The organism is Alphaproteobacteria bacterium US3C007 (genome assembly GCA_034423775.1).
In the GTDB taxonomy this organism is placed as follows: domain Bacteria; phylum Pseudomonadota; class Alphaproteobacteria; order Rhodobacterales; family Rhodobacteraceae; genus Thalassovivens; species Thalassovivens spotae.
In genome coordinates this window covers 1,865,737-1,887,596 of sequence record CP139918.1, presented here as the reverse complement: position 1 = coordinate 1,887,596, position 21,860 = coordinate 1,865,737, and the positions used below count along the sequence as shown (strand labels likewise).

The 21,860-nt window shown below is 52.1% G+C and carries 19 protein-coding genes and 1 pseudogene; 7 read left to right on the top strand and 13 right to left on the bottom strand.

Features of this window, described 5'->3' with window-relative positions; translation table 11 throughout:
- Positions 1–122 precede the first annotated feature (122 nt).
- From UM181_09095 to UM181_09075, 5 genes and pseudogenes are all read left to right on the top strand, one after another.
- The gene (locus UM181_09095) at positions 123–1,031 is read left to right on the top strand and encodes an alpha/beta hydrolase (protein ID WQC61494.1); all 909 of its coding nucleotides are present in this window, start codon (positions 123–125) and stop codon (positions 1,029–1,031) included.
- Positions 1,028–2,407 carry a 3-isopropylmalate dehydratase large subunit gene (gene leuC, locus UM181_09090; GenBank protein ID WQC61493.1) on the top strand — a complete coding sequence of 460 codons (1,380 nt, stop codon included), beginning with the start codon at positions 1,028–1,030 and terminating at the stop codon, positions 2,405–2,407. Before UM181_09095 ends, leuC begins: the two co-directional genes overlap by 4 nt.
- Before the next feature lie 11 nt (positions 2,408–2,418).
- Positions 2,419–3,024, top strand: coding sequence for a 3-isopropylmalate dehydratase small subunit (gene leuD / locus UM181_09085; GenBank protein ID WQC61492.1), 606 nt, complete (start codon positions 2,419–2,421; stop codon positions 3,022–3,024).
- A gap of 19 nt (positions 3,025–3,043) precedes the next feature.
- Positions 3,044–3,937: a LysR family transcriptional regulator gene (locus UM181_09080; protein ID WQC61491.1), complete on the top strand. Its 894-nt coding sequence runs from the start codon at positions 3,044–3,046 to the stop codon at positions 3,935–3,937.
- 338 nt (positions 3,938–4,275) lie between these two features.
- A pseudogene (locus tag UM181_09075) lies at positions 4,276–4,865 on the top strand (tyrosine-type recombinase/integrase).
- A gap of 21 nt (positions 4,866–4,886) precedes the next feature.
- Here UM181_09075 and UM181_09070 read toward each other — a convergent pair.
- The 8 genes from UM181_09070 to UM181_09035 all read right to left on the bottom strand — a co-directional run bounded on the left by UM181_09070 (position 4,887) and on the right by UM181_09035 (position 13,488).
- Complete coding sequence (locus UM181_09070) at positions 4,887–5,882, bottom strand: alcohol dehydrogenase catalytic domain-containing protein (GenBank protein ID WQC61490.1); 996 nt, start codon at positions 5,880–5,882, stop codon at positions 4,887–4,889.
- A 5-nt stretch (positions 5,883–5,887) separates the two neighbouring features.
- Positions 5,888–7,357: a mannitol dehydrogenase family protein gene (locus UM181_09065; protein WQC61489.1), complete on the bottom strand. Its 1,470-nt coding sequence runs from the start codon at positions 7,355–7,357 to the stop codon at positions 5,888–5,890.
- Positions 7,357–8,121 (bottom strand): L-iditol 2-dehydrogenase, encoded by a 765-nt coding sequence (locus UM181_09060; protein WQC61488.1) that lies wholly within the window; start codon positions 8,119–8,121, stop codon positions 7,357–7,359. The genes UM181_09065 and UM181_09060 overlap by 1 nt, the downstream gene beginning before the upstream one ends.
- A complete protein-coding gene (locus UM181_09055; GenBank protein WQC61487.1) occupies positions 8,118–9,122 on the bottom strand; it encodes an ABC transporter ATP-binding protein in 1,005 nt (334 codons plus the stop codon). The genes UM181_09060 and UM181_09055 overlap by 4 nt, the downstream gene beginning before the upstream one ends.
- Before the next feature lie 11 nt (positions 9,123–9,133).
- Complete coding sequence (locus tag UM181_09050) at positions 9,134–9,967, bottom strand: carbohydrate ABC transporter permease (protein WQC61486.1); 834 nt, start codon at positions 9,965–9,967, stop codon at positions 9,134–9,136.
- Between the two features lie 13 nt (positions 9,968–9,980).
- Complete coding sequence (locus tag UM181_09045; protein ID WQC61485.1) at positions 9,981–10,853, bottom strand: sugar ABC transporter permease; 873 nt, start codon at positions 10,851–10,853, stop codon at positions 9,981–9,983.
- Between the two features lie 141 nt (positions 10,854–10,994).
- Positions 10,995–12,323: a sugar ABC transporter substrate-binding protein gene (locus tag UM181_09040; protein WQC61484.1), complete on the bottom strand. Its 1,329-nt coding sequence runs from the start codon at positions 12,321–12,323 to the stop codon at positions 10,995–10,997.
- 118 nt (positions 12,324–12,441) lie between these two features.
- A complete protein-coding gene (locus tag UM181_09035) occupies positions 12,442–13,488 on the bottom strand; it encodes a LacI family DNA-binding transcriptional regulator (protein ID WQC61483.1) in 1,047 nt (348 codons plus the stop codon).
- Positions 13,489–13,604: 116 nt separating this feature from the next.
- Here UM181_09035 and UM181_09030 point away from each other — a divergent pair, with 116 nt between their 5' ends.
- Entirely contained in the window at positions 13,605–14,564 is a 960-nt protein-coding gene (locus tag UM181_09030; GenBank protein WQC61482.1) for a sugar kinase, read from the top strand.
- Positions 14,561–15,811: a class II D-tagatose-bisphosphate aldolase, non-catalytic subunit gene (locus tag UM181_09025; protein WQC61481.1), complete on the top strand. Its 1,251-nt coding sequence runs from the start codon at positions 14,561–14,563 to the stop codon at positions 15,809–15,811. The genes UM181_09030 and UM181_09025 overlap by 4 nt, the downstream gene beginning before the upstream one ends.
- A 589-nt stretch (positions 15,812–16,400) precedes the next feature.
- Here UM181_09025 and UM181_09020 read toward each other — a convergent pair.
- The 5 genes from UM181_09020 to UM181_09000 all read right to left on the bottom strand — a co-directional run bounded on the left by UM181_09020 (position 16,401) and on the right by UM181_09000 (position 21,784).
- Entirely contained in the window at positions 16,401–17,249 is an 849-nt protein-coding gene (locus UM181_09020; protein ID WQC61480.1) for a sugar phosphate isomerase/epimerase, read from the bottom strand.
- Between the two features lies 1 nt (position 17,250).
- Entirely contained in the window at positions 17,251–18,243 is a 993-nt protein-coding gene (locus UM181_09015; GenBank protein ID WQC61479.1) for an ABC transporter permease, read from the bottom strand.
- A complete protein-coding gene (locus UM181_09010) occupies positions 18,230–19,255 on the bottom strand; it encodes an ABC transporter permease (protein ID WQC61478.1) in 1,026 nt (341 codons plus the stop codon). The genes UM181_09015 and UM181_09010 overlap by 14 nt, the downstream gene beginning before the upstream one ends.
- On the bottom strand, positions 19,248–20,750 hold the full coding sequence (locus tag UM181_09005) for a sugar ABC transporter ATP-binding protein (GenBank protein ID WQC61477.1): 1,503 nt from the start codon (positions 20,748–20,750) through the stop codon (positions 19,248–19,250). The genes UM181_09010 and UM181_09005 overlap by 8 nt, the downstream gene beginning before the upstream one ends.
- Positions 20,751–20,860: 110 nt before the next feature.
- Positions 20,861–21,784 (bottom strand): substrate-binding domain-containing protein, encoded by a 924-nt coding sequence (locus UM181_09000; protein ID WQC64724.1) that lies wholly within the window; start codon positions 21,782–21,784, stop codon positions 20,861–20,863.
- Between the last annotated feature and the right edge of the window lie 76 nt (positions 21,785–21,860).

The following is a 21,860-nucleotide window of genomic DNA, read 5'->3' as shown; positions in this document are numbered from 1 at the left end:
GAAAAAGACTACATGGGATTGACGCAAGAATTAGTCGGCAAAACTGTTCAGTTTTTACGATTAAATATTCAGGTTTAATCTGAAATAATGGATAAAAGTTAAACATACCCAAGGAGTTCAAAATGTTTGAGGGTTTCGTGCGCGAGCGTATCGAAGGAGACGGTGCGACTTTGTTTGTTCGCCGCGCTGGACCTCAAGATGCACCTCCGCTTGTTCTTCTTCACGGTTATCCGCAGACATCTGCTATGTGGCACGGTGTGGCACCAATTCTGGCACGCTCTTATCAAATCGTCTGTCCCGATTTACGCGGATATGGTCAATCAGATAAACCAGCGTCAAATGCATCGCATCAGCCCTATTCAAAACGTGCTATGGCCAATGATGTTGTCGCTGTGATGCGGTATTTGGGTCATGAACGGTTTCTGGTTGGCGCCCACGATCGGGGGGCGCGGGTGGCGCATCGGATGGGTTTGGATCATCCTGATCGAGTTGCAGCTATGACTTTGCTTGATATTGCACCTACCCGCGAAATGTATGCCAATACTAGCGTCGAATTTGCGCGGGCTTACTGGCACTGGTTTTTTCTGACACAGCCAGACCCGCTGCCCGAAAAAATGATCGGAGCAGATCCCGAAACGTTCTGGAAGATGAAATGCTTTAAACAGGCAAAGGGCAAAAACCCCTTTTCCTGCGAAGCTCTGACTGAATACTTGAGCGCCTTCGCGAACCCCGAGGTCATTCATGCAAGCTGCGAAGACTACCGTGCCGCCGCGAGCATCGATATTGAACATGATAACGCAGATCAGGAACGAAAACTCGACATGCCACTCTTGACGCTCTGGGCAAAACGCGGAGTAATCGAAACATGCTTTGACGCACTTAGCCTCTGGCGGCAGCGGGCAGAAAAAGTTGAGGGCGAGGCGCTCGATACCTCTCACTATATGGCTGAAGAGAGCCCTGAAGACATAGCAGAGCGCATGTCTGACTTCTTTTTCCGCAATCCGATCCATATAAAGGAAACTGCTCAATGACCCGCACGCTCTACGATAAACTGGTGGATAACCATAAGGTTTGTGATCTGCCCGATGGCGATATGCTGATTTATGTCGATTTTCACATCATGAATGAATATACCAGTCCGCAGGCGTTTTCTGGTATGGAAAGTAAGGGGTTAAAGGTCTGGCGTCCGGAGGCACATCTGGCCGTGGTCGATCATGTTAACGCCACCCGCAGTGTCGAAGCACCGGATGCACAATCAAAGCTGCTGATCGATAATTTGGAAAAAAACTGTACCAAGCATCAAATCGCATTTTACGGTTTGGGTGATCTCCGCCAAGGCATTGAGCATGTTATAGTTCCAGAGCAGGGCTTGGTCGCGCCAGGCATGCTGATAGCATGCGGCGATAGCCACACAACAACCTATGGAGCCTTCGGGGCTTTGGGGTTTGGCATTGGTACTTCTGAAGTTGAACATGTTTTGGCAACGCAAACGCTACGATATAAGCGTATGAAGACAATGCGCGTTACAGTTGAGGGCACTACAGCACCAGGCGTCATGGCAAAAGACATCATAATGAAGGTGGTCCAAGTCGTGGGTGCAGGTGGAGCCAACGGCTTTGCTGTTGAGTTTGCAGGCTCAGCTATTGTCGGTCTTGATATGGCCGGCCGTATGACCGTGTGCAATATGGCAGTCGAGCTGGGCGCCCGCGCGGCTTTAATCGCAGCAGATGAAACCACCGAAGCGGCGCTGACAGGATACCCGCACAGCGGTCAATTTGCATTTAGCGGTGAAGACTGGGTCAGCGATTCCGGAGCCATATTTGACAAGGAAGTTACCGTTTCAGGGGCCGATATCGAGCCTTTGATCACTTGGGGCACCAGTCCAGACCAATCAGTACCGATAACAGCGAACGTACCTTCTGCTTTCGATTACGTCTCTCCCAAAGCTAAAGCGGCGCTGGAGCGCGCATTGCAGTATATGGGGCTGACAGAAGGGCAAGCTGCCCAATCGATCAAAATCGACACGGCCTTTATCGGCTCGTGTACCAATAGTCGTATCGAAGATCTACGAGAGGCAGCCAAAATATTGGAAGGCCGGCAAGTGGCTGAGGGGGTTGAAGCTATCGTAGTTCCTGGGTCCGCCATGACACGCCTAAAGGCGGAATCCGAAGGCCTTCGCACCATTTTCGAGACCGCAGGGTTTGAATGGCGCCCTGAGGCGGGCTGTTCGATGTGTCTAGCGATGAATGACGATATTGCTATGGAGGGGGAACGGGTAGCTTCATCGACTAACCGGAATTTTGAAGGGCGGCAGGGCCGAGGCGCACGCACCCATCTAATGTCACCCGCAATGGTCGCTGCAGCAGCCGTTTGTGGGCATCTGGCTGACATACGAGATTTTGAGTGAAAGACAAACCAATGATAAAAACTATTAAAGGAATCGCCGCCCCCTTGCCACTGGCGAATGTTGATACGGATGTGATCATGCCGAAACGGTTTTTGATTACAATCAGCCGCGAAGGCTTGGCAGATGGCACCTTTGCCGATCTGCGCTTTGACGCAGCTGGCCAAAAGCGGCAAGAATTTATTCTAAACAAAACGCCTTGGACGCAAGCAACAATCTTAGTTGTCGGAGATAATTTTGGATGCGGTTCAAGCCGAGAACATGCCGTCTGGGGAATGCGCCAATTGAAGATTGATGCCTGTATAGGAACAGGGTTCGCTGGGATATTTTATGATAATGCGCGTAAAAATGGTCTTGCTTTGCCGGTCGTATCTCCTGAAGTGCGAGACTTACTTTTACAATTTTCGGATAATCAAAGCGGCGCAGAGATTTCCATAAACCTTGAGCGCCGTATGATTGCCGCAGGTGAAAGTTCGGTGCCGTTCGAGATGGATGATGCCACGCGAATAGCGCTGATCCGAGGCCGCGACGATACGCTTGACACGTTGAGCTACGCTTCTGCAATCCGCGAATTTGAGACTGGATTGGATGAAAAAATGCGGATAAGCGTTATAAAATGAACCTGCAGAGGATATTGGATTGGACATAAGACAACTGGAGTGTTTCATCGCTGTCGCCGAAGAACTTCATTTCAGGAAAGCAAGCGAACGCCTAGGGCTAAGCCAATCCGCTCTCTCTGAACGGGTTTCTTCGTTGGAACACGAACTGGGCGCCCGACTGTTTTTTAGAACTACACGACAAGTCAGTCTGACCCAAGCCGGATCTGAATTTGCACAAGATGCAAAAAGGATCCTGACCGATATTGATAAATCGGTTTCCAATGTTCGCCACACCGCCGAGTCGGACCTTCACCACATTCGCGTAAGCGGTGTTGACGAGGCAATTTCGATGTTACTACCGCAGGTTCTACTGACATTTCGGCAGACCGATTTTAAGGTGCATGTACAGGTTCTGGAAATATCGTCATCCGAACAACATTCCCACGAGTTGATTGCCCATAGAACTGATGTGGCCTTCGTACGGACGCGCCTAGAAGATGACTTTATTTCCAGCGAACTTTTGCATCGTCAACCCATCGTAGTGGTCCTTGCCGAGACGAATCCTCTTTCAAGATCGGTATCCCTGTCCATAGCAGACATCGCGGATCAACCAATCGTGGGTTACCCTAAGCACGCGCGACCAATCCTGCACGAGGCTTTGTGGAGTGGTTTTCGAAAAATTGGTGCCCAGCCAAATATAGTTTGTGAGATTATTGACAAATCCACCCTGCTGCAGTTTGTCGCCCATGGGCTAGGAATCGCCTTGGCACCAGCCTGGGTCAAGAATATTGCACCGCCTGGGATCTCTTTCGTCCCCTTTGAACCCTCCGAAAACCTGATCGATTTATATGTGGCATTTCGAAAGTCGGGTAACTCCGAGACTGTTAAAAGGTTCGTTGAAACCGTCAGAAAAAGCATTATCCAGGCGACTTAATTGCAAATATTTTTTGCCAATGGCTGCGTATTGCTTCGGCGCCTTTTTTGAAATTAAAACGTTATTAGGACTGGACGTCAGCAACTTATTAAGTAGGCGCAAAATTACGCTTTGTCCGCATAGCAGTCGTAAGTTGATCACGCAGCGAATGGCGGCTTAGAGCCCATTTTGTACCTTAGATTTCTTCGCTGCGTGCGCTCGCAGCGTTGAAATACTGCACGAGCGAAGGGAAACATCTTGCCTTGCGGCAAAAGAAGCTGCCATTCGGAACCTGATAAAATGCAGAAGTCAGCGCGGTGCTGATGATTGGGTTTGGAGGGTGGATTGGAGGGCATATTATGCCAAGAGTACAACTTCCCGCAGTCACTCCGAAACATCGAGCTTGGAATAGGGGTCGGATTATCGGTCAAAAACGGCCACTCTTGCGAAACAAATTTGGGCAATCCGAACACGGCTTGAAATGAGCGGAAACATTCGTGATCTCGTTTTGTTCTATGTGGTTATGGATAGCAGGCTACAAGGCTGTGATCTCGTAGGCTTGAGCGTAACAGACTCAGTACAAGAAGATTGCGTCCGCGAACGCGTCAGTTATTCAATGCAAGACAAAACGTCCTATTCAATTCGAGCTAACCCAAAACACAAGAGATACGGTTGGCGCATGGATTACGTCATCAAAAATGATCATGTGCCATTTCATGTTTCCTAGTCGCTTCCCTACAGACCACATATTTCGACGAGACAATATGGACGGCTGGTGCGCGATTGGCTAACTGCAATTGGTCTCTTGCCGGATGCCTACGGCACACACTCACATCAAAGAACCAAAGCGGCGGAGATTTATCGAAAGACCGGAAATCTGAGAGCCGTCCAATTTCTTTTGGGTCATACCAAGGTTGATAGCACCGTCCGATACTTGGGTGCATTTTAGCAGATCGTTGGGAACGCATTCCTACTCTTCGCTCCATTGGATTTTTAAGCTTCCGGCTGGAGGTTTAGTCGCGAGGAATTCTGACACTTCTTCCAAAGATGATCTGTGCGAAACCACCTGATCTGCTTGCGAACCCAAGCCTGCGATAACCTCCAACGCGCGGGGGATGTTGTGGTTTAGGGAATGCGATCCGGCAAGGGTCAGTTGGCGTCGGAAAACCTCGAAAGGAGAGATTTTGATCCGTGCATAAGACGGGCAAACACCGAAGTACAAACCCTTGCCACCGTTGGCCATGTAGCTTGTCAGCTTAGCGGCAACCGCTGGTACGCCGGTGGCCTCAACCACCAGGTCAGCACGGCTCTGCCATTTGTCTAGGTTGGCTGAACCGGACGCGACGGCCTCAAAATCAAAACCTGCGGCCAACGCAAGTCGGTTTTCGGAGATGTCGGCAAACGCAACCTTAGACACCCCTTGCGCGCGCAGGGCCATGCCCATCAACAGCCCCATCGGTCCTGCGCCGAAGATAAGTGCCTCTTCCATCCAAGGGGCGTGAACGGCATTGACACCATTTAGGACACAGCCCATCGGCTCTGCCAAGGCAGCGCGTGAAAAGCCGATATCGCCGATGGGGTGAACGTTGTCGGCACTGACAAGGCTGAGGCTCGCAAAGCCACCATGTGTCGTAACGCCGTATGCGCTAAGGTTATCGCAAAGATGCGCCCAGCCACGTTGGCATGCGCGACATGTGCCGCATTCGAAATTGGGATCAACAGCGACACGATCACCTGTTTTTACGGTTGTGACATTCGAGCCAGTCTCGACCACCACGCCCGCATATTCATGACCCGGCACAACTGGGAATGCGCCTGTACCGTAGTTGTCCTTGAGAACTTCATAGTCGGTGTGACAAATGCCACTGGCTTTGACCTCGACTACCACATCATCTGGACCCGGTTTTGGGTCAGGTAGATAGGTGAATTTAACCTCATTCTTAGCGGTGAACAGAACGGATTTCATAGGGCTTATCCTTGAACGTATGTGCGAAGCGCAGCTTCTAGGCCGTCTGCCCAGATCAGCGACAGCCAATGCGAAAAGCTGGCTTGGAAAGCTGCATTGTCTGCGAGGTCACCATAGAGATCACGCTGGTTCAACCATGCAAGCGGATCAGCCTTCGCGTCTTTGGCGGCTGCGTTGAGGCTGTCCCAGATCGGATCGTTTGGCTCGATAACCGAGCCATCCTCGCGGGTGCCTTCGCATATGCGCGCCCAGATAGCTTGCGATAAGGCAAGGCCGTCAAAGGGATCACCCTTTGCCAGCGCATCATGCAAGGTGGGCAGGATGAAACCGGTCTGGCGTGACGATCCATCAAAAGCGACACGGCGCACTGTATCGATAATCTCTGGGTTGGAAAAACGGCTATCGATCAAATCAACATAAGCCGCGGGCGACATTCCAGGCACAGGATCAACCTGAAGCGCAATCTCGGTCCCGGCGGTCTTGCGGAAGAAATCTCCGATCAAGGGATGCGTCATGCAATCTGCGATGAACTCTATCCCTAAAATCTCGCCTGCGTCGGCGATCAACTGATGACCACCGTTCAATATACGAATTTTCATTGCCTCAAAGCTGTGAACATCGTCCGTGAACGTCGCACCCACCTTTTCCCAATCAGGACGACCGGCGCAAAATTCATCCTCTATGACCCATTGGCGAAAGTTCTCGTGCGTCACCGGGGCCGCATCTTCAATACCAAATGTTTTGACCAGCTCTAGTTCCTTAGGGCCTGTCGCCGGAACAATGCAATCGACCATCGAGTTCGGAAACGTGCAATGCGCATCAATCCATTCCGCCAAATTCGGCTCAGACAGCCGTGCAAGAGACACCAGTGTTTGTCGTAATATGTCGCCATTGCCTTGTAGGTTGTCACAGCTTTGAGCGGTAAATGGGCTAGTGCCTGCGTCACGGCGGATTTTCAAAGCGGCAATCATTGCGCCAAACGCAGTTCGCGGACGATTAGGATGCGCGGCGTCGTGTTTGATATCGGCGTGGTTGGCGTCGAACGCTTTGGTAACCGGATCGATGTAATAACCACCTTCGGTCACGGTTAGCGCGACGATCCGAATTGCGGGGTCGGCCATCTGAGCAATGAGGGCTGCATTGTTTTCCTCAACCGGAACGAACCCGATCATTGAGCCGACGACCTCGGCGGAGCGTCCCTTGGGGTCAAGTTCGATCAGAGTGGTCAGGTAGTCTTGATCTTTCAGGCGCAACCGTTGCGCCTCGTCGCATGCGCGCACGCCTGCGCCGATGATGCCCCAATCCATGGCCTGACCACCTTGCATCAGGCGATGTAAATACCACGACTGGTGAGCGCGATGAAAGTTACCAAGGCCAATGTGGACGATTCCAGGCCCTATCACCGAGCGGTCGTAGGTCGGGGCCGCGACCTCCGCCGGAAAGTTGCCCAAAGATGCGTTGCAAAGTGCCGACATCAGCTCATCCAATTCCCGCCGTCGACATTCAATGTCTGGGCAGTAATGTAGCGTGCCGCATCTGAAGCCAGAAAAACGCAAGGATCTGCCACGTCGCGGGGATCGCCCATGTGACCCAAGGGAACGGCCTCACCAACTTCGCGCTTCTTTTGACCTTTTGGTTTGTTCTCGTAGGCAGCAAATTGAGCGTCCACAACCTCCCACATTGGCGTATCAATCACGCCGGGGGCTATGGCGTTGACGCGAATGTTGTCAGTGGCGAGCTCTAACGCCAACGATTGGGTGACAGAAATCACGGCCGCCTTGGTCGAGCAATAAAGGGTGATGTTTGGCTCGCCCCGGCGCCCGGCCTGACTTGAAAAGTTGATGATAGAACCACCACCGCGTTTTTTCATCAAAGGCACAACCGCTTGGCATGCGAAGATCGTACCACCAACATTGACGTCATATTGGCGGCGGTAATCTTCTGGCGTGATTTTATCGAGCGATGCCATGTTGAAGATGCCAGCGTTATTGACCAGTATGTCGACCCCGCCCCAGGCTTGTTCAACTTTCGCAAGGCCCTCAGCGATAGAGGCAAGGTTGGTGACGTCCATCTTAACGGCCATGCCGCCAACGGCCTTAGCAGTGTCTGCCGCATCATCTTCGCGTAAATCAGCCACGGCAACTGAGCTTCCAGCCTCCGTCATAGCTTCACATATGGCACGACCTATCCCACGCGCACCCCCAGTGACGAGCGCGATCTTCCCATCCAGAATACTCATGAAATGCGTAGCCCATCTGCGCCGAACTTGTGGATCAAATCAGGGTTTGGTGTCAGGTAGATGGTATCGCCGAAATGTGCGTCCACTTCACCACTTGCACGCACTGTGATGGGTTCTGCGAACCCGTCGACAGTCACATGTAGGAATGTATCTGACCCAAGGTGCTCGGACACGCCGACAGTACCTTTCCATTCGCCGCTTTCCTTGGACACCAGCAAATGTTCTGGACGGATACCGATTGTGTGCGCATCAAATCGCTGCACTTCGGATCCTGCGATCAGGTTCATTTTCGGTGACCCGATAAAGCCCGCGACAAACTTGTTGCGTGGGGTACGGTACAATTCTAGCGGGCTGCCAACCTGTTCGATCACACCGGCCTGCAACACAACGATCTTATCGGCCATGGTCATCGCTTCGACCTGGTCGTGGGTCACGTAGATCATTGTCGTGTCGAGTTTTTTGTGCAGCTCAGAGATTTCCATGCGCATACCGACGCGCAGCGCAGCGTCAAGGTTCGAGAGCGGCTCGTCAAACAAGAACGCCGCAGGTTCGCGGACAATTGCACGGCCAATCGCCACACGTTGACGCTGACCGCCAGACAATTGGCCGGGCTTGCGGTCCAGATAATCGGTCAGGTTCAAAGCCGCCGCAGCCGCATTGATCCGCTTGGTTTGCTCATCCTGGCTCAGCTTCGCCATGCGCATCGGGAAGGCGATATTCTTGCGAACAGACATGTGCGGATAGAGCGCGTAGGATTGAAACACCATCGCCAGACCGCGCTTGGCAGGTGGGGTGTCGGTGGCGTCTTGTCCATCAATTTCGATATTGCCTGATGTCGTATCTTCAAGTCCTGCGATCAAACGTAGCAAAGTCGATTTACCGCAACCTGAAGGGCCAACAAAGACCACGAATTCTCCATCCTCGACAACTAGATCCAGTGGTGGAATGACTTCTATGTCACCGAATTTCTTCTGAACTTGCTTGAGCTGTATTCGTCCCATTTTCTAATTCCTTACTTAACAGCACCGAAGGTCAGGCCCCGGACAAGTTGTTTCTGGCTGAACCAACCCATGATGAGGATCGGCGCGATGGCCATAACCGACGCGGCGCTCAGCTTGGCGTAGAATAGGCCTTCGGGGCTTGAATAGCTGGTAATAAATGCCGTTAGTGGAGCAGCCTTTGCAGCTGTCAAGTTGAGCGTCCAAAACGCTTCGTTCCAAGCCAGAATAATGTTCAACAATATGGTCGAAGCCATGCCTGGAATAGCCATTGGCGTCAGAACGTAAAGAACCTCTTCGCGCAAAGTCGCACCATCCATACGGGCAGCTTCCAAAATTTCACCGGGAATTTCTTTAAAATATGTGTAGAGCATCCAGATGATAATCGGCAGGTTGATTAGCATCAAAACAATGGTCAAACCAACGCGCGTATCGAGCAGGTTAAAGTCGCGAAACAGCAAATAGATCGGAACCAACACGCCCACCGGCGGCAGCATCTTTGTAGACAGCATCCACATCAGCACGTTCTTGGTGTGCTTGGACGGCACAAAGGCCATAGACCATGCAGCCGGAATCGCGATCAAGAGCCCGAGAAACGTTGAACCTAGTGAGATGATGACCGAATTTGAGAAGTGCTTGAAGTAATCAGACCGCGCCTGAACCGTGCTAAAGCTTTCCATCGTCCAGTCAGAGCTGAACAAAACCTCCAAGGGTGCACGAATTGCGTTTTCTTCTGTTTTGAGCGCGAGGACGACAATCCAAAGGATTGGGAAGAACATTAAGAATCCAATTGTGCCTGCGATGGCTGTGTTGATTGTCTTAGTCTTGTTTGAGACTGCGCGTGCCATAGTCCGTACTCCCTCAAGCATCCAGGTTCTTGCCGATCATCCGCATCAGGAAGATCGCAACGATGTTGGCTAGGATAATGGCGATTACACCTCCCGCGCTGCCCATGCCGACATCAAACTGCAACAACGAAGAGACGTAGATCAGGTAAGTCAAATTAGTCGTGGCTGTCCCAGGGCCACCGTTTGTGGTCACCAGAATTTCTGCAAAAATCGACAGCAAGAAGATGGTTTGGATCAAGATCACAACCGTAATCGCGCGCGCCAGATGCGGCAGCATGATAAAGAAAAAGCGGTTCCACCAGTTCGCCCCGTCCATCTCGGAAGCTTCCAGCTGCTCTTGGTCCAGCGATTGCAGAGCAGTCAAAAGGATAAGCGTCGCAAAGGGCAGCCACATCCACGAAACGATAAACGTGATTGAGGTGAGCGGGTATTGTCCAAAGAAATCGATTGGGGGGAAACCAAGGCCCGTCACGATACGCCCAAAGATTCCGTTGACCGGATTCATGAACATGTTTTTCCACACCAGCGCAGACACAGTTGGCATCACAAAGAAAGGCGCGATGACCATGATACGAATCAGGCCGGTGCCAAACATAGGCCTGTCCAGCAGCAACGCGGCACACAGGCCGCCGATGGTTGTAATCAGAAGGACACCACTAACCAACACAAGAGTGTTCTTGATGGCATCGGTAAAGCTGGGGTCGGTGATGAACCAATAATAGTTATCCCAACCAGCCCAAGCGCCAGAACCAGGTTGAAGCAGATTGTAGTAGAGAAACGAGAAATAGATCGTCATGCATAGAGGCACCAACATCCAGCCAAGGAGAAGCAGCACCGCAGGCGAGATCATTAGACGAGCAGCTGAACGAGATGCTTTTGTGGCCATGTATTTCGCCCTCCCAAAACGAAATGCGTATCAACACTTGAGGAACGGCCCACGAAAGGCCTTTGCAAAAATGGTAATGGATTAGCTAGAGAGTTTGAATTGGGCCAAAGTCAGTGACCTCGGCCCAATCAGAAATTGCGATTACTTGATGTAACCTGCCTTTGTCATTTCGCGCAGTGCGAATGCTTGGCTGTTGGCCAATGCTTCTTCAACAGAAGACTGACCAGCTAGAGCCGCTGCGACTTGCTGACCAACGTAGTTACCAATGCCCTGGAACTCAGGGATCGCTACGAACTGAACGCCGGTGTAAGGCGTTGGCAGAAGTGTTGCGTCTGCTGGGTCAACAGACAAGATAGCGTCCACTACAGCTGGCGCGAAAGGTGCGGCTTGGATGCGACGCGCATCTTCTTCAACCGACTGACGTGTACCCGAAGGGACAGCAACCCAACCTTTGGATTCGCCAACCATTTCGAAATACTCTTTCGATGTGCCCCACTTCAGGAAGCTTTTCGCAGCGTCGACTTTTGTTGAGCTTGCTGGGATCGCAAGAGCCCAAGACCAGAACCAGCCAGTACCTTTTGCAGTTGCCTGCATTGGCGCTTTTACGAATTCTGTTTTGTCAGCAACGGAAGATGTCGCTGGGTTACGAACGTCGCCAGCAGCGGATGTCGCGTCAACCCAAGTTGCGCATTTGCCGTCTTTGAACAAAGCACGGTTTTCGTTGTGACCGTTTGCAGATGCACCGGGAGGGCCCGAGTTAAGCATCAGATCAACGTAGTAAGTGACGGCAGCGTTCCACTCTGGGCTGTCCAGCTGTGGTACCCAGTTTTCGTCGAACCAGCGTGCGCCGTAAGCGTTTGCAAGGGTACCAACGAACGCCATGTTCTCACCCCAGCCGGCTTTACCGCGCTGACAGGTACCATACATTCCGTTGTCTGGATCGTGAACGGCAGCAGCCAATTCCGCGAACTCAGTATATGTGATTTGCTCTTGTGGCATCTCTATGCCAGCCGCCTCGAAGACGTCTGTGCGGTAGAAAGTGAACGATGTTTCGGAATACAGCGGCAGGGCGTAGAGATTGCCGTCTGCAGACAAACCGTTGCGAACCAGTTGAAACACGTCTTCTAGATCATAATCCGCGTCGTCCGCAAAATCGTTCAATGGTGTCAACCAACCGTTAGCGCCCCAGATCGGTGTTTCATAAGCACCAATGAACATGATGTCGAAAGAACCGCCGTTCGTCGCAATGTCTTGCGTTGTACGCTGGCGCAGAACGTTTTCTTCCAAAACAACCCAGTTGATTGTGTTGCCAGTTGCTTCTTCCCACTTCGGAGCAAGCTCTTGCATGGTGATCATGTCCGCGTTGTTAACGGTCGCGATTGTGATTTCTTCTGCTGTAGCCGTGGATGCGATCGTCGCCGCGAGGCTAAAGCCGACTGCTGTGTTCAGCAATGTGCGTTTGATAGACATCAGTGTCCTCCCTTAAATAACACCCGCAGACAATCGCGCAGGATCGGTAACGAGTCAAGAAATTTTTACACATGTAAAAGATTTAAAATAGAATCCTCAAACCTTTATGGCGATCTAACTATGCCGATTCGCGAACTTTCAGGGACGACTCCTCAAAGCTTGTCGATTTTTCTGCGTCATGCTCGCCTAGAATGCGCTCCACCAAAACCTTTACGCTTGTGTTGCCAATCCCGTCGATATCTTGACCCACAGTTGTTACCGCCGGGAACATATATTGACTCAAAGGATGGTCATCATGTCCGGCAATTCTCAGTCCGCTATGACCATCAGTTGAGCGCGCGAAAAGACCATGCTTGTTGGCCGCTCTTATAGCCCCAATAGCAATACGATCATTGGCGCAAAGAATAGTGTCAGACATATGTCGCCCGTGGCTGAAATGGGCATCCATAACATCAAGCCCAAACGCCTCAAATTGCCAAGATTCTGCCGCGCCACGTGTCTCGACAAACTTAGGTTCAAATCCCAATCTATGGGCCGATTCAATATAGGCCGCTTCACGTTCAAGCGCGTTGTTGTTCAATTTCGGCATGCCTAGAAAAATCGGAGAAGTTCCTGTTCGATCAAGATACTCTACAATGACAGCAATACTTTGTTTGTTATCAGTGCCGACGAAATCTGTTCCAGGAACATCCTCTTCAGGTCGAGAGTCTACAAATACAATCGGGAAATCAGCGCGTGCAGACCGGAAAGTTTCATTCGAACTATCTAACCCTAATGGCGCGATAATGGCGCCATCCGCACTCATGGATCGCAAGCGCGCCACAGCCTGAATTTCACCCTCCGCATTCCCGTCTGAGCCTTGGGTGATAACAGTGTAGCCCTCGGCACGCGCGGCACTCTCAATAGCTTCCAAAAGACTGGTAAAAAACAGGTCGTTGTAATGCGGAACAATGACGCCGATTAGACCAGACGACTTTCTGTTTTGCCGCGTGGCAATAAAGTTATAGACGTAGTCCACCCCTTCAAGACGCGCTTTGATTTTGTCGGAAGTAGAAGCGCGCACACTGTCAGGGTCTTGAAAATAGCGCGACAAGGTTGGGCGTGAAATACCGATGATCTCAGACAGCTCTTTCATAGTCGAAATTTTCTGCTTAACTTTAGTCATCAGACGGGCCTCCTCTCCCGAACTCCCACCTGATCTCAATATCGGGCGCAGTGAGTATGTCGAACTTTGACACATGTTAAAATTTTGTCTAGACAGAATTTCAAAGGGAGAGATTCATGTCTAGGAAAAAAACAATTGCGACCGTTGGGGAAATGCTTGTCGAATTTGTATCTCACGACCGCAATTGCGCTCTCGAGAAAATTTCGGACTATTCCGGCCCATATCCCAGCGGTGCCCCGGCCATCTTTCTAGATCAAGTCGCTCGAATGGGAGCACCAACCGAAATGATCGGTGGCGTTGGCGATGATGGGTTTGGACTCTCAGTGTTAAACCGACTCAAAGAGGATGGCGTCGGCACGGACGGCGTAACAGTCTCTCCAAATCTCAGCACTGGCGTCGCATTCGTGTCCTACTATGACAGTGGCGACCGCGACTTCATCTTCCACCTTGCCGGAACGGCGGCGGACGCATTCGACGTGCCGCTATCCCTTCTAGATCCAAAAAACACCTTTCTGCATGTCTCGGCCTCATCGCTTGGTGCTGCATCGATGCGGGACAAAATCATGGAAGTGGTGCGCAGTGTTTCAGATGGAGGGGGTCTGATTTCTTGCGATCCGAACGCCCGCACCGAACTTATGATAGATCCTGCTACGCGAGAGGCGATGCACGACGTCATGGAGCGAAGCTATTGCCTACTACCCTCCACTAGCGATCTTGAATTCCTGTACCCCGACCTTTCTGAGGATGCTGCCATCGATAAGCTCCTAAACGCCAAGGCCGAGATCGTTACGATCAAACGCGGTGCGGCTGGTGCAACAGTTGTTGGCTATGGCGAGCGACATGATTTCCCAGGCCATACGGTTGAAGAGATTGACCCAACAGGTGCTGGCGATTGTTTCTGTGGCACCTTTGTCTCGCTTTTGGCGCAAGGTGCTTCGTTGTTTGAGGCTGGTCAGCGCGCCAATGTGGCGGGCGCTATCGCCGTCACGCGCCGAGGCCCAATGGAGGGCAATTCCACGCTTTCTGAGATTACGACATTCCTTTCCAACATGACGTCCAAGGAGCTCTCTGCATGAGCCTTATTCACGACCTTATCGCCCGCAACCGCGCTGGCGAGCCCGTAGGCTTGCCTTGTTTTTGCACTGCAAACGAACATGTCCTGCGTTCCGTTCTCGCTTATGCCGCCGAGACAGGGCTGCCAACGGTGATCGAGGCCACGAGCAATCAGGTTAACCAAAACGGCGGCTACACCGGCATGACGCCAAAAGACTTTATGACTTGGCTCGAGGGCATGGCTGCAGAGGCAGGTGTGCCAATGGATCAATTGATCCTTGGTGGCGATCACCTTGGCCCGAACCCTTGGAATTCTGAGCCGCTTGAACAAGCGATGGAAAAAGCCCGCGAAATGGTGAAGTTATATGTTGAGGCAGGGTTCACCAAGATCCACCTCGACGCAAGTATGGCCTGCGGTGGCGAGCCGAACCCTAGTTTCGCACAAATCGCCGATCGCGCCGCTGATCTGTGCGCTGTGGCCGAGGCGCATGCGCCTGATCCTACTAAGCTGATCTACATCATCGGCACCGAAGTTCCGATACCGGGCGGCGAAATTGAAGAACCCGACGCGCTGGATGTTACCTCGGTTGACCGGTTTGTCGACACTATCCGCACGCACCGAGAGGCATGGACGGCCCGCGGTCTTGACGCCGCCTGGGGCCGCATCGTGTCAGTTGTCACGCAACCTGGCGTAGATTTTGGCCACACCTCGATCTACCCTTTCGAGCCAGAGAAAGCCCAGCCTTTGGCCAACGCGATCCTATTTGAAGCCGGCCTGACCTATGAGGCCCATTCCACGGATTATCAAACGACAAAAAGCCTAGCTGATCTGGTCCACAGCCACTTCTTTTTCCTCAAAGTAGGTCCTGAACTGACCTTCCGTTTCCGCGAAGCTGTTTGGGCCTTGGCGCAGATTGAGGAAGAGCTTGAGGTCCAGAACCCGTCTAATATCCGCTCTGTCATGCACGATCAAATGGCGACCCATCCGGGCAATTGGCAGAACTATTACAGCGGAACCGAGGACGAACTTCGCATCCAAAGGATTTACAGCTATAGTGACCGTATCCGCTATTACTGGGCGAATGACACGGTTTCTGCGGCCCTGAGCATTCTCATCGACAATCTGAAATCCAAACCAATCCCCGAGACCATCGTTTCACAAGAGTTTACAGGCCTCGAATTTGGCGACATGCCGAACGATCCGAACGACTTGATCCAACAACAGGTACAACGCTGTATCCGGCGGTATTTCAAGGCATCTGGGCACTGAAAGTAAAACTGTAATTGAAACGAATATGACGGCCAGATCGAACAAAGTTAGGTAGAAAACCGGCATGCAGAAATGCACTGTCGTTCGTTTTCTTCTCTCCCTGTGATTTTTATACGCAGTAAAATCATTGGACAGCTTTAGCGTGCAACGGCACGTGCCGTTTGGATGACCGCTTCGGTAACGCTAGCAGCTTCAAGGTAATAGGCGCGCCGCACATGCGAACATTTTCTGCGTCAGCACACGCTGCAAGTGCATCAGGCTGGTTTGTCCGCAAAGCAGACATTGGGGTCTACTGCAGCGAATGGCAGCTGAGAGCCCATTGCGAGAGTGCCAAAACCCCACTGCACGCGCTTGCAGCACGAAATATGCTGCCAGCGCATTGGGCGGCGTCTGCATTTGGGGATTCCCAAATCATCCTTTGTCTGATTCCAGATCAAAAACAGGGAGGTGATCTTGAGCAGGCGGGTTTTGACGGATAGGCAGTGGGCCATTATCGCGCCTTTGGTTCCGGGCAAGAAAGGGGGTCGCGGGCGCACCGGAACAGACAACCGCTTGTTCCTGGCCCCAATCCTTTGGCTAGCGCGAGGCTTTAGACAAGGCGATACTGCGCGGCTTTGTTACGCAAGAAGGGCAATCCTTTGTCCATCACGGCCTGGAAGTCGGGAGCGACGGGTCGCCATACGGACAATCCATGCGCAAGTTCCGGCGGCATATTGATGAAGCTTTCCATCGCCAGACCACCTGTGAAATTAATTGCAGCCAATGTGGCAAAAATCTCGTCCCAATCGCAACAGCCCTCACCGGGTGTCCCACGATCACTTTCGGAGAGGTGTATGTATTTGAGATGCTCACGTGCATCGAGAATGCCGCTAGCAGCGCCCTTTTCCTCGATGTTCATGTGGTATGTATCGAGATGAATAAAGATGTTGTCTGATCCGATACGCTCGATCATGTCACGGGCTTGCCAACCGGTATTGAGGAGATGCGTTTCGTACCTGTTGACAGGCTCAATGCCGAACCGGAGGCCCAGTGATTTTGCGTAGCTGGCACAGGCTTCCAGAGCGCGCGCTACGTTTGATAGTTCGGCTTCAGTCGGAGGCATGTCAGTGCGTTCCCCGATCCCGCCATAGGTCACGCCAGAGACAGCCTCTGCGCCCATTTCGTTGGCTTTGTCGAAGACCCCTTTCATGAATGCGATTGCGCTTTCGGGATCTCTCGATGGCCAAACGGCCTCCGGCAATCCGAGCGAACAGACCGCCCTCATATCATTGTCTTCTAGAAGCTTTCGCGTGTGCGCTGCGTCTACTGACGGCGCATCGAGCAGTGCGATTTCCAGAAAATCCATTTTGTAGTCGACAGCAGCTTGCACCGCTCGCTCGGTACCTTCGCGGTCCCATTTCATGGTCCACATGCTGGTATGAACACCAAATCCCTCCAATTTAATTCCTCCTGTTATTGGTTAGGTAGAGACGTGCTGCAGCCCAGCGAAGGGCCATGACGCCGATTAAAAACAGACCCCAGACGGCTGTGGCCAAGTGTTGGTTTGCACCGATTAGGTTCAAACCAGACGAAAGAGCTTGTAGGGTGCAAAGAGCGAGAACGACCGGGGCAACACGTCCGAAGCCGCCGAAGGGATCGAGGCCTCCAAGGAAGCAGGCCAAGACAGTCACCAGAAGAAGCGCTTCGCCGTGCCCAACCCGGACCGAGTTGAAGCGTGCGGCCATCAAGATGCCTGCGATTGCGCAGACGACGCCCGAAAGTGTGTAGATCATCATTAATGTGCGGCGTGTGTTGATGCCGGAATACTCTGATGCCTCGATGTTTGAGCCGATCATGTAGACAGAGAAACCATGCTTTGAGTGGCTTAAAATGATGTGCCATAAAAGCGCAACGCCCAAGAAAATCAGCAACGGGATTGGTACGCCGAGGATAGATCCGTGACCCATAGTTTCCATGAACGGTGGGAACCCCGAGATGTCGCCCCCCTTCGTAAGAAACTCTCCCAACCCACGAAGAAATATCATCATCGCAAGCGATGCCAAAATAGGATGGGCTCCCAAATAAGCAACGACTAGCCCCATCAAGAAGCCAGACAACGCACCAACGATAAGGGCTGCCAAAACACCAAGTGCGAAAGCCCCATAACCTGCCTCGGCACCACCAAACTTGATGAGAACAGACGCCAGCGCCAGACCCGCAATATTGGCTTGGAAGATAATGGCGAGGTTCAATCCTCCTGATAGAATGGGCACCATCATCGCCAAAGTCAGAAGTCCTAGAACCGGCAGCTGGAAGGCCATTGACCCAAAGTTTGAGCCTGTCAAAAAGAGTGGCGTGGACGACGAGAAGCCGATAATGACTACCGCGAGGCCTCCAAGAAGAAACAAGTTCTCGGTCCCTATTGCGGTTTGAGCACGTTTAAGTAGCGTCATTGTTCGACCCTCTTTTCAGTTTTTTTTGGGGTCGCTTCAAGAGAGAGGACATGTCGATCTTCACGTTCGACGTTGAGATGGCGATCAAGATCGTCGCACCGATAATCATTTGGAATGCAAAAGGTGAGACCCCAAGCAGATTGAGGCCGTTCTGAGTGATGGCAACAAAGAACACACCTAAGACACATCCAATGACGGTTCCTCGACCACCACCAAGTCGTGCGCCGCCAAGCACGACAGCAGCGAGAACATCTAGTTCCCGGCCGTAAAGTGCGTTTGGAACCACCTCCTTTGCTATGTTCACCTGCATCAGGCCACCAATACCGGCCATCATGCCACACCATCCAAAGGCAATAGCCTGCATGAGCGCAATGTTGACACCTGCGCGACGCGCTCCTTCTGGATTATCCCCGAAGGCATAGAGTTGGCGGCCAATATTCGTGCGGCGGATGAGGATCGCAGTCGCAATCAAGCATACGGCCATAATAGCTACTGAAAGATGCAGTTCAGACCAAACGCCCGATGCCGATTGGTACTCAAACAAGAATATTCTATCGACCCACCAGTCAGGCAACGTATAGATACTGCGGCCTTTGGTGAAAAACATCAGTAACCCGAAGAACGCATTGAATGTGGCGATCGTGATAACGATCGAAACGATGCGAAACCCGTGGATCAAAGCCGCATTGATCAAGCCTAAACCAAGCCCCAACGACCCTGCTGTAAGAATACCGAATGCCCAATTGCCGCCTCCGATGACGCCAAATATCTGCGCTGCGAGATACTGAACCATCGATGCAGCAACGGCGAATGAGATGTCGATGCCGCCCGCTACGAGAACGACCAGTAGCCCAACGGCCCAAATCAGATTGATTGAGTTATTGTTCAAGAGCGACGTAAGGTTCGCGACGGTTAAGAACGTATCTGTCGTCAGACCGAGGCCGATGATCATAATCATCAAGACGACGAAAAGGCGGATTTCAACTATATTTGCGGAGAGAGCTTTACGCATAGATTTGCTCCTCCAGATCAGGCACGGAAACGGATCGGGGGTCATACTCAGCTTGGACCCGACCATCCGCCATGTGGAGAATGCGGTCAGAGTTAAAGTAGGCTTCTGTGATCTCGTCCGTGATCAATAGGATCGCCAGTCCTTTGTCCGCAAGTTCGCGCACAATCCTAAATATCCCCGCACGCGCCCCGACATCCACACCAACAGTTGGGCTGTCGAGAATGAGTAGCTTGGGTTCTGTCGCGAGCCATTTGGCCAGGACTACACGCTGTTGATTGCCACCTGACAAAGTGGAAACAGCGTCGCTTGGCGTCCCAATTTTTACCGCAAGTTGTTCTATCCAGCTGTCGACCAAGTTGGTCTTTTTTCGGCCTGAGATAAGGCCTGTCGTGGCAAGAATACGGTCTAAGACAGAGGTGACCGTGTTGTCTGCAATTGACTGAGGTTGAACGAGGCCAAGCGTCAAACGGTCTTCTGAAACATAAGCGATGCCATGGCCAATTGCTTCGCGGATTGAACGCGGTTTTATTGGGCTGCCATCCAGATGAATGGTTCCTTCATCGAGCCGCGACATCCCAATAAGCGCATGAGCCAACTCCGTCCGCCCAGCCCCGATCAAGCCAGTCATACCTAACACTTCGCCTTGCCGGATGGAAAACGAGACGTCTTCAAATTCTCCGTTCCGATGCAAGTTCTGTACTTCCAACATTTTGCTGGCGTCAGACTTGTCTCGTGCGTGGATTTCAGTCTCCAGCGTGTGACCGGTCATCAACTCGCCTAGACGGCTTTGGGACATACCTTTAGTCGGATAGACACCGACCAGCTTGCCATCTCGGACAACAGTTACACGTTCGGCAATGTCTAGAACTTCCGCCAATCTGTGGCTTACGAAGACAACCGCCACGCCTTCAGCAGAGAGGTTACGGACAATTTCCAGAAGTGCATCGGTTTCACTCTGAGTGAGCGACGCTGTTGGTTCATCCATGAAAACGAGTTTGGCATTGCTCATCAATGCCCGAGCAATCGCTACGACTTGGCGTTGTGCAATCGGCAAAGCGTTCAAAGGCATATCAAGGTCGAGTGAAACCCCGAGCCGGTCCATAACAGCGTGCGCGCGGGACCGGATGCTCTTGAGGTCAGCCAATTTCGGGCGGCCACCCACAAGCTCATCAAAGCCGATGTTTTCGGCAACGGTCATGTGCGAGAACAATGCGAGATCTTGCCAAATTACGGCGATCCCGTTGACGCGCGCGCGTATTGGACTGTTTGTCGTTATCTTTTGACCGAATACTTCGATCTGCGTTCCGTCATCTGGCTGATAAACACCCGTCACAATCTTGATCAGGGTGCTCTTTCCACAACCATTCTCCCCTGCCAAACAATGGACTTCGCCAACTCGTACATCGAGAGCTACTTTATCCAGGGCTTGGACGCCTCCAAAGCGTTTGGAAACATGCTGCATTCGCAATGCATAAGCTTCTTCTGATCGGCTCATAGCGCCAATACCTCTTAAACCGGTGGGTCCGCATCGGTATCATTTTGGGGAAATTTAGAAAAATGCGCGCCGCCTTGGGAGCCGGCGGCGCGCAAATCAGGCAATAGAACTTAGAGGCCTTTTTCGGCCAGTACGTCCACAGTTTCAGCGTTAATCTCAAGGAGATTATCAGTGATGATGTTGCGTGTTGCCGCATCAGGGCTGACTGCGCCAAGACCCTCTATCGTGGTACCTTCAGTAATCTCAGCACCTTCCACGAGCATATTGCCAAGCGTCACGAAAACGCGTCCAGCTTCGGCCGGATTCCACATGTAACCACCAGCAATTACGCCATCTTTGACAAGCTGACGACCCTGACCTGGTGAGAAAGGACCCATAACGTGAACCTGTCCTGCAAGACGACGCTCTTCGATCGCACGACCGGCACCGATCGGTCCTTGGCTACCAAAAGCCAGAATACCTCGCAGATCATCGTTTGCAGCCATCAGATCAAGGGCGGTTGAACGGCTGTCGTCAACGCTCTCAGCTACGCCGTAACGATCACCGACTTTGGTCAGACCCTCACAGTTCCCATCCAACCAAGAGACAGCAGCGTCGGCCCAAGCATTGTGCAGTGGCACGGTCAGAGACCCAACATACACAGCGTAGCTGCCTGGCTTCTCTGCACTTTCACAGAGGAGCTGCGCGTGTGCCTCACCGAAACCAACTGCTGATGCCAGCTCAAAATTCCAGTCGACGTTGTTTAGGCCAGGGCCTTCATGTGCGATAACTGTGATGCCGGCTTTGCGTGCTTTTGTCAGAACCGGCTCAAGAGCGGCTTCGTCGTTCGGGACAACTCCAATGACATCCACGCCTTTTGCGATAAGATCTTCGATCGCACGAACCTGCAACGCAGGGTCAGCAGAAGTTGGCCCAATCATCTCGGCGGAAACGCCAAGCTCTTCGGCGCGCTCTAAGATACCCTGCTCCATGGCGTTGAACCAAGGGATACCGCCGATTTTAACTACGATGCCCATTTGGACATCTTCAGCCATGGCTGAGGTACCCAGTACGGTGGCCAGAGCAAGTCCAGACAAAAGTGTATTACGGAAATTCATGATATTCCTCCCT